This window comes from Streptomyces sporangiiformans, from assembly GCF_005768555.2.
Classification (GTDB): domain Bacteria; phylum Actinomycetota; class Actinomycetes; order Streptomycetales; family Streptomycetaceae; genus Streptomyces; species Streptomyces sporangiiformans.
The window spans coordinates 1-8,271 of record NZ_VCHX02000040.1; the positions used below are offsets into that span (position 1 = coordinate 1).

At 70.4% G+C, this 8,271-nt stretch carries 7 protein-coding genes and 2 pseudogenes; 6 read left to right on the plus strand and 3 right to left on the minus strand.

What is annotated here, in order from left to right; translation table 11 throughout:
* A partial coding sequence (locus tag FGD71_RS02615) for a type I polyketide synthase (protein ID WP_119098720.1) occupies positions 1-2,147 on the minus strand: 2,147 nt, incomplete at its 3' end.
* 282 nt (positions 2,148-2,429) lie between these two features.
* Entirely contained in the window at positions 2,430-3,296 is an 867-nt protein-coding gene (locus FGD71_RS02620) for a 1,4-dihydroxy-6-naphtoate synthase (protein WP_119098721.1), read from the minus strand.
* 412 nt (positions 3,297-3,708) lie between these two features.
* Here FGD71_RS02620 and mqnE point away from each other — a divergent pair.
* The 3 genes and pseudogenes from mqnE to FGD71_RS02630 form a co-directional block, all read left to right on the plus strand.
* Positions 3,709-4,666 (plus strand): aminofutalosine synthase MqnE (gene mqnE, locus FGD71_RS02625; RefSeq protein ID WP_244951190.1); only part of this gene is annotated, 958 nt, incomplete at its 3' end.
* A gap of 1 nt (position 4,667) precedes the next feature.
* Positions 4,668-4,907: pseudogene (locus tag FGD71_RS48365) on the plus strand (aminofutalosine synthase MqnE); the annotation flags it as partial.
* 72 nt (positions 4,908-4,979) lie between these two features.
* A complete protein-coding gene (locus tag FGD71_RS02630) occupies positions 4,980-5,276 on the plus strand; it encodes a ferredoxin (RefSeq protein ID WP_119098722.1) in 297 nt (98 codons plus the stop codon).
* 220 nt (positions 5,277-5,496) lie between these two features.
* Here the strand turns inward: FGD71_RS02630 and FGD71_RS02635 are convergent, their stop codons facing one another.
* Entirely contained in the window at positions 5,497-5,934 is a 438-nt protein-coding gene (locus FGD71_RS02635; RefSeq protein ID WP_119098723.1) for a DUF6069 family protein, read from the minus strand.
* A gap of 303 nt (positions 5,935-6,237) precedes the next feature.
* Here FGD71_RS02635 and FGD71_RS02640 point away from each other — a divergent pair, with 303 nt between their 5' ends.
* The 3 genes and pseudogenes from FGD71_RS02640 to FGD71_RS02650 all read left to right on the plus strand — a co-directional run.
* Entirely contained in the window at positions 6,238-6,996 is a 759-nt protein-coding gene (locus tag FGD71_RS02640; protein ID WP_119098724.1) for a thioesterase II family protein, read from the plus strand.
* A gap of 127 nt (positions 6,997-7,123) precedes the next feature.
* On the plus strand, positions 7,124-8,026 hold the full coding sequence (locus tag FGD71_RS02645) for a menaquinone biosynthetic enzyme MqnA/MqnD family protein (protein ID WP_119098725.1): 903 nt from the start codon (positions 7,124-7,126) through the stop codon (positions 8,024-8,026).
* Positions 8,027-8,079: 53 nt separating this feature from the next.
* A pseudogene (locus FGD71_RS02650) lies at positions 8,080-8,271 on the plus strand (dehypoxanthine futalosine cyclase); the annotation flags it as partial.

Below are 8,271 nucleotides of genomic sequence, written 5' to 3' on the forward strand. Positions count from 1 at the left end.
TCCAGCAGCGCCGCGACCTCCTCCTCGGACGCCTCCACCGCGAACATCGCCCCACCGGAAGGCAGTTGCTGCATCAACCGACCACGCGCCACCACCAAACGGCACGCATCCTCCAGCGAGAACACCCCCGCCACATGAGCGGCCGCCAACTCACCAATCGAATGCCCCACCACGAAATCGGGTCGCACACCCCACGACTCCACCAGCCGGAACAGCGCCACCTCCACCGCGAACAACGCAGGCTGCGCCCACTCCGTACAACCCAACACCTCCGCATCCAAACCGAAGACCACATCCCGCAGCCCGCCGACACGCGCACACACCGCGTCGAACGCCTCCGCGAAGACCGGAAACGCCTCATACAACGCACGCCCCATACCCAGGCGCTGCGCCCCCTGCCCGGAGAACAGGAACGCCGTCCTGCCACCGCTCCTCGCCGAGCCACTGACCAGACCGGCCGCGGGCTCGCCGGACGCCAGGGCCTCCAGACCGGCCACCAGCGCCTGCCGGTCCGCACCCAGCACCACCGCACGGTGCTCGAACACCGAACGAGTGGTGGCCAGGGACCGGGCCACCGCGTGGTCGTCCTCCACCCCATGGGCTGACAGCTGCAGCAGGAGTTTCCGGGCCTGCTCCGACAGCGCCTCCGGACTCCGCGCGGTCAGCAGCCACGGCAGGACAGGCAGCAACGGGGCGTCCGAAGCTCCCTCGGCCGGTACCGCCCCAACCGACGCTGCCGCAGCCGGTGCTCCCTCGGCCAGTGCAGACGGCGCTTGTTCGATGATGACGTGGGCGTTGGTACCGCTCACGCCGAAAGCCGACACACCCGCGCGGCGCGGGCGGCCGGGGTCCTGCCACTCGACGGGCTCGGTGAGCAGACGAACGTCGCCCTCCGTCCAGTCGACGGTGGTGGAAGGGGCGTCGACGTGCAGGGTGCGCGGCAGCCTCTGGTGACGTAGGGCCTGCACCATCTTGATGACGCCGCCGACGCCGGCCGCGGCCTGGGCGTGCCCGATGTTGGACTTGAGAGAGCCGAGCCACAACGGCCGGTTCCCTGGCCGGTCCTGACCGTACGTCGCCAGCAGCGCCTGCGCCTCAATGGGGTCCCCCAGCGTGGTGCCGGTGCCGTGCGCCTCGACCGCGTCCACGTCCGCCGGGGAGAGGCCGGCCGCCGCGAGGGCGGTGCGGATGACGCGTTGCTGCGCCGGCCCGTTGGGCGCGGTGAGTCCGCTGCTCGCGCCGTCCTGGTTGACGGCCGATCCACGGACCACGGCGAGGACCTCATGGCCGTTGCGCCGGGCGTCCGAGAGACGTTCCAGCAGGAGCATGCCGACGCCTTCGCTCCAGCCGGTGCCGTCCGCCGCGTCCGCGAAGGACTTGCACCGGCCGTCGGCGGAGAGTCCACGCTGACGGCTGAACTCGAGGAAGGTCACCGGTGTGGACATGACGGCGACGCCGCCCGCGAGCGCGAGGTCGCACTCGTCGCCCCGTAGTGCCTGGACGGCCAGGTGAAGCGCGACCAGGGACGAGGAACAAGCCGTGTCCACGGTGACCGCGGGGCCTTCCAGCCCGAACGTGTAGGAGATGCGTCCGGAGGCGATGCTGGCCGCGCTGCCGTTGCCCAGGTAGCCGTCGAGTCCGGCGGGCGGCTGGGTGAATCGCGTGGCGTAGTCGTTGTACATGACGCCCGCGAAGACGCCGGTCGCGCTGCCCTTCAGTTCGGCAGGGCGCAGCCCCGCACGCTCCATGGCCTCCCAGGCGGCCTCGAGCAGCAGCCGCTGTTGGGGGTCGGTGGCGAGTGCCTCTCGGGGCGACATGCCGAAGAAGTCCGCGTCGAAGTCGGCGGCGTCGTGCAGGAAGCCGCCCTCGCGGGTGTAGCAGGTGCCGGGGTGGCCCGGATCGGGGTCGTAGAGTCCGTCGAGGTCCCAGCCTCGGTTGTCGGGGAAGCCGGTGATGCCTTCCGATCCGGAGTCGACGAGCTGCCACAGGTCCTCGGGCGTGCGGGCCCCGCCGGGGTAGCGGCAGGCCATGCCGACGATGGCGATGGGTTCGACGGCCTTCGACTCGATCTGGCGCAGGCGGCTGCGGGTGCGTTTCAGGTCCGCCGTCACGCGCCGCAGGAAGTCGTCAAGCCTGGCCTCGCTCACAGATCGGTTCCCTTCAACAGCTGGCGCAAGGTCTCGTCCAACGAAAGGCTCGGGACCTCGCCGACAAGAGGGGTGGGTGACGGTGGGTGACGGCCCGTCAGACACCGGGCGGCGCCGGTCGGCGAAAGTCCGGATCAGGGAGGGGGAGGGGGACTGATCCGGCCGCCGTTCTCGGCGCCACCCTGCGCTCGATTATGCGGACGCCCTCCGAGGGCGGTGACCTGCGCCGACCGGCTCTAAGAGAACCACTAACATTGGCCGCTCCCGTCCGGAGGCAGAGAGTCACAGACGAAGAGCTCCCTGAGTCACCGGAGGCAGGAGCCCTTCACCCGCGGCGCGTTCGAGGAGTTCTGTCACCGCCGCGTAGCCCTCCTCCCCCAGGTCGGCCGTGAACGTGTTCACGTACAGGTCGATGTGCCGGCCGATGACCGTCGGCGCCATCTCCTGCGCGTGCTCGGTGACGTAGTCCCGGGACGCGTCGGGCGCGTCCCACGCGAAGCGCACGGAGGCGCGGATGGCCTCGGTCACCTCCGCGATCCGGCGCTCGCCGAGGGCACGCCGGGCGACGATGGCGCCGAGGGGTATGGGCAGGCCGGTCCGCTTCTCCCACTCCTCCCCCATGTCGGCGAGGCAGTGCAGGCCGTACTGCTGATAGGTGAAGCGGGCCTCGTGGATGACGAGCCCCGCGTCGACGCGGCCGTCGCGGACCGAGGGCATGATGTCGTGGAAGGGCAGGACGACGATCTCCCCGACGCCGTCGGGAACGGCGCGCGCGGCCCACAGCCGGAACAGCAGATAGGCCGTGGAGCGGGTGCTGGGCACGGCGACTCGGGCGCCGGACAGGTCGGCGGGTGCACCCGGTTCCCTGAGCAGGACGAGCGGGCCGCAGCCACGGCCGAGCGCACCACCGGTCGGCAGCAGCGCGTAGCTGTCGAGGATGTACGGCAGCACGCCGTACGAGACCTTGAGCACGTCCAAGGACGCCTCCTCGGCCACGCTGTTCGTGATGTCGATGTCGGCCAGGGTGACGTCCGTCTCGGGTGCTCCCGGAAGCAGGCCGTGCGTCCAGGCGTGGAAGACGAAGGTGTCGTTGGGGCACGGCGAGTGTGCCAGGGTCAGGCGTTCGTGCGTTTTGGCTGTTTCGGTCATGCGGTCGTTGGCCTTTCTTGTCGCCGTGTGCGGGGCTTCGCGCCCGCGCGGCCGGATGCGGGCTCCTCGACCGGCACGGGTCACTTGCGGGGCAGGGCCGCCCTGTTCCAGAGAACCCGCTCCGGGTGTGGGGTTTTCCCCAGACCGGCATCGGCCAGCATGGAGGGGCGTCAGCGGATGCCGGTCCGCGGCATACGCCGGGCCGGCTTCCGGAGCGCGCCGGTTGTCGGAGCCGTCAGGCCCCGCTCCTGCGCGGCACACGTGGCCGACTCTCCCTGACCTCGTGCAGCACGCCCGGACGGTCCGGGGTGTCGCCGGTTCCCGAGCACGGCCGACAGAGAGCCACGTCCCCGGACGCGTGCTCACACTCACCAGGTGTGCCGTCAGGCACCGACCGAGGAGGTTCCCGGTAATGGACGCTGGGCTCAAGCGCGAGCTGGAGGACAAGGTCTTCGCCGGCGAGCGGCTGTCCCGCGAGGACGGCATCGCCCTGTACGAGAGCGACGACCTCGCCTGGTTGGGCGGTCTGGCGCATCATGTGCGCACGCGCAAGAACGGCGACGTCGTGCACTTCAACGTCAACCGCCACCTCAATATGACGAACGTGTGCACGGCGTCGTGTGCGTACTGCTCGTTCCAGCGGAAGCCGGGCGAGAAGGACGCGTACACGATGCGCATCGAGGAGGCCGTCCGTCTGGCCAAGGCGATGGAGAACGAGAACCTCACCGAGCTGCACATCGTCAACGGCCTGCACCCGACGCTACCGTGGCGCTACTACCCGCGGTCGCTCTCCGAGCTGAAGAAGGCGCTGCCGGACGTCTCCCTGAAGGCCTTCACAGCGACGGAGATCCACCACTTCGAGACGATCTCGGGCCTGTCGGCGTCGGAGATCCTGGACGAGCTGATCGAGGCGGGGCTGGAGTCGCTGACCGGCGGCGGTGCGGAGATCTTCGACTGGGAGGTGCGGCAGCACATCGTCGACCACCGCACCCACTGGGAGGACTGGTCGCGTATCCACCGGCTCGCGCACGCGAAGGGTCTGAAGACCCCGTGCACGATGCTGTACGGCCATATCGAGGAGCCCCGTCACCGCGTCGACCATGTGCTGCGGCTGCGTGAGCTGCAGGACGAGACCGGCGGCTTCCAGGTGTTCATCCCGCTGCGCTACCAGCACGATTTCGTCGACATGCAGGACGGCAAGGTCCGTAACCGTCTTCAGGCGCGGACCGAGATGGCGACCGGTGCCGAGGCTCTGAAGACGTTCGCGGTGTCCCGGCTGCTGTTCGACAACGTTCCGCACGTCAAGGTGTTCTGGGTGATGCACGGTGTGCAGACCGCCCAGCTGGCGTTGCAGCACGGCGCGGACGACANGCCCAGCTGGCGTTGCAGCACGGCGCGGACGACATGGACGGCTCGGTCGTCGAGTACAAGATCACGCACGACGCCGACAACTACGGCACGCCGAACAAGCTCACCCGTGACGATCTGCTGGACCTGATCCGCGACGCCGGCTTCCGCCCGGTGGAGCGGAACACGCGCTACGAGATCATCCGCGACTACGAGGGCCCGGACCCCGCACGCCGCGAGGCACCGCAGCCCATGCGGGTCTGATCCCCGCGGCAGTCCCCAGGACCCGGCACGCGTACCCCCAGCGACACGATCGGCAGGAAGGTGAAACCGCCCATGCAGACGACCGACGACCAGGAACTCGAGGTCTGGATCGATCAGGGTCTGTGCACCGGTGACGGCATCTGCGCGCAGTACGCGCCCGAGGTGTTCGAACTGGATGTTGACGGCCTCGCGTATGTGAAGGACGAGGACGACGAACTGGTCCAGGAGCCGGGAGCGGCCGTACGGGTCCCCCTGACCATCCTGCGTGACGTGGTCGACTCGGCTCAGGAGTGCCCTGGCGACTGCATTCATGTGCGCCGTGCCAGTGACACCGTCGAGATCTACGGCCCTGACGCGGAGAGCGCCTGACCATGCGGCTGACCAGGTTCTCGCCCCCAACAAGGCTGCTGGCAGCGGGACATGACGAACCGTGAGGGGGCGGTGGTGGTCCACCACGGGCCGTCGGACAGGGCTCGGGCGAGGCGGAGACCCGACGGGCCTCTGCCTCCCGCGCTGTTCGACGGCCCAGGAGGGTCACCGCCGGGCGACGCCCCGGGAGGGGGCACCGCCGGACGACGGCCCGCGCGTGTCACCGCCGGGCGGCTGTCCTCGCCAGCGCCGGGACGAGCACCATGCCGGTCACGAGGTGCAGGCCCACCAGTCCGGCCTTGGCGCCCGTCGTCGTGCCCTGGTCGAGGGGTCCGGCCAGGGACAGGACGAGGACGACGACAGCGAGGGCCGTCCATACCGCCCGGGCTCTGGCCGGCACAAGCCGTTCCAGGACGGCGAGCGACGCCCATCCGCCGAGGCCCGCTGTCACAGCCGCCACCACGACGGCCGCGACTCCCACCGACTGCACGGCCTCCCCGGAACCGGTGCGGACGTCCAGAGGGGTGCCGGCGAGTTTCGCCGTCACCAGCCAGGCAAGGAGGGCCGCGGCAGCTCCGGCCACGACCGCCAGACTTCGGGTTCCGCGCCGAGCCCGTGGGGCGTTCTGGCCGCTTCGGAATGGGGTGTTGGTGGTCATGGGGGTCCCACTCTCCTCTCAACTGGCCGAGGCCGACGGGCGGTTCGGTGTCCGCCCCTGCCGAAGGCCGGTCGCCGAAGGCTAGGACGGGGTCTTCGTGAAGGACCAGTTGCGGCCGACCGCGGCCCTCAAGAACCGGGGAAACGCCCAGACTTCCCGCTCCCGCCCCGGTCAGACCTTGTGGAATCGGTGCGGTTGCACTGAATAGTGAGCGTGCCGCGCACACCCCGGCCCGCTCGGGCCTCGTGCCCGTCTTCTCCTCGGCCAGGTTGCGCCGACCCGTTGGAAGGACCCCCACATCCCATGACCTCACCCATCCCGGGCAACCTGTGGATCCGCAGGTACCACCCCGCTCCGGAAGCGGCCGAGCGGCTCGTGTGCTTTCCGCACGCGGGTGGCTCCGCCAGCTTCTACCTGCCCGTCTCCACCGCCCTGAGCCCAGCCGTCGACGTCCTCGGCGTGCAGTACCCGGGGCGTCAGGACCGCCGCAGCGAACCTGGGGTGACCTCGGTCGCGGACCTGGCCGACAGCATCACAGAGGCACTCGCGGGCTGGGACGACCGGCCGCTGACCTTCTTCGGGCACAGCATGGGCGCGGTGGTGGCCTTCGAAGTGGCACGGCGCATGGAAGGTGCCGGTGGCGGCCCCGTACGGCTCTTCGCCTCGGGCCGGCGGGCGCCGTCCAGGACCCGCGACGAGAACGTGCACCTGCGTGACGACAACGGACTGGTGGCCGAGTTGCGGGCGCTGAGCGGCACCGACGGCCAGTTCCTCGCCGACGAGGAACTGCTGCGCATGATCCTCCCGGCGATCCGCAGCGACTACACGGCGGTGGAGACGTACCGCTGTGATCCAGGGGCAACAGTGAGTTGCCCGGTGACCGTGCTCACCGGCAACGCCGACCCCAAGACCTCCCTGGACGAAGCGCGTGCCTGGGCCGACCACACCACCGGCGGGAGCGAGCTGAAGGTCTTTCCCGGCGGGCACTTCTTCCTCGCCGACCGCCAGGCGGACGTGCTCGCGGTGCTCACCGAGCACTTCCGCATGCCCGCGAGGACATGACCCGTGGCGCGGACTCCCGCACGTGACACGGCACTTCCGCCGACCCCCGGGTCCGCGGAGCCGGCTCCGCGGTGCTCGGCCCGCGCCGCCGTTCCCCCCTCTAGCTGACACTGGAGCTGCTGCCACCATGATCGAACCACTCGCCACCGGGGCGCCGGCGCCACCGGTCACAGGACGGCGCCGGCCCAGGGTCGGCCACATCCAGTTCCTCAACTGCCTGCCGCTGTTCTGGGGACTCGCCAGAACAGGCAGCCTCCTCGACCTGGACCTGCGCAAGGACAACCCCGACGGCCTCAGTGAGGCGCTCGCGGCGGGCGATCTCGACATCGGGCCGATCAGCCTTCTCCAGTTTCTGCGCCACGCCGACGACCTCGTGGCGCTGCCCGACATCGCCGTGGGCAGCGACGGCGACGTGATGTCGTGCCTCATCGTCAGCCAGGTACCGCTCGACCAGCTGGACGGCGCCCCGGTCGCCCTCGGCTCGACGAGCCGGACCGCGGTGCGGCTGGCGCGGCTGCTGCTCGCGGACCGCGTGGGCGTGCGACCCGACTACTTCGTCTGCCCACCCGATCTGCGGACGATGCTGAAGGAGGCGCGGGCCGCCGTCGTCATCGGTGACGCGGCGCTGCGGGCCTCTCTGTACGAGGCTCCCGAGCTGGGCGTTGAGGTCCATGACCTCGGCCGGATGTGGAAGGACTGGACGGGCCTGCCGTTCGTCTTCGCGGTGTTCGCGGCCCGCCGGGACTTCCTGGAGCGCGAGCCGGACATGGTCCGCCAGGTCCACTCCGATCTGCTCGCTTCGCGCGACCTGTCCCTCGTCGAGGTGGACAAGGTGTGTGAACAGGCGTCGCGCTGGGAGGAGTTCGACGCGGACACACTGCGCCGCTACTACACCACGGCGCTCGACTTCAGTCTCGGGGCCCCGCAACTCGCCGGAATCCATGAGTTCGCCCGGCGGGTCGGCGGCGCCCACGAGGGCTTTCCGCCCGATGTACGCGTGCGGCTGCTGGGCGATCCCGGCAGCGACTGACCACACGACACGGTTCCCGCACAGCCCGCCCACGTCCCAGGAAAGGCCGGCCCATGTCCCGCCCTCCCCAGTCCGACCTCCAGCCCGACCTTCAGTCCGTCCTCGACCGTGCCGCCGAGGGTGGGCGGATCACCCCCGAGGAGGCGCTCGACCTGTACCGCCACGCCCCGCTGCACGCGCTGGGCGCGGCCGCCGACGCGGTACGCCGTCGCCGGTACGCCGGTACGGAGCACATCGCGACGTAC